This is a genomic window from Mesorhizobium norvegicum (assembly GCF_004919685.1).
GTDB classification, from domain to species: domain Bacteria; phylum Pseudomonadota; class Alphaproteobacteria; order Rhizobiales; family Rhizobiaceae; genus Mesorhizobium; species Mesorhizobium norvegicum.
Map to the genome: position 1 here is coordinate 1 of NZ_SMYZ01000222.1, position 419 is coordinate 419.

Below are 419 nucleotides of genomic sequence, written 5' to 3' on the forward strand. Positions count from 1 at the left end.
GGCCGGGCGCGACGAACAAGGCGCCTGACAGTTGATCGCCGTCGAAGGCGGCGATGCGATGCTGGCCGGCGTCGCGGTCGTGATAGGCGAGCATTTCGGCACCCGCTGATGCGCCGAACAGTGACCCGGCAAAGCCGGCCCAGTCGATATCGTCATCGGCAAAGGCAAGTTCGACCCGCCAGCCGCCCTTGCATTTGGCAACGGCCCAGTAGGCCGCGGTATCAGGCTCCGGCCTGCGCCGCGTCACGGCGAAGCCGAAGGCCTTTGCGGCGAATTTCTCGATGCGGGCGGCGACATGTTTCAGCGCCGGCTGGCCGGAAATGGGATCGGTCAGCGGCGCGGTCAGCGTGTCGAGCCGGCCCTTTGCCGAAAACTGATCGGTCCAGTGCATCGGTGCAAACAGGCTGCCCCGGCGCTGG

The 419-nt window shown here is 67.1% G+C and carries 1 pseudogene; it reads right to left on the minus strand.

From position 1 onward, the window contains the following. A pseudogene (locus tag FCU66_RS40850) lies at positions 1-419 on the minus strand (nitrate reductase); the annotation flags it as partial.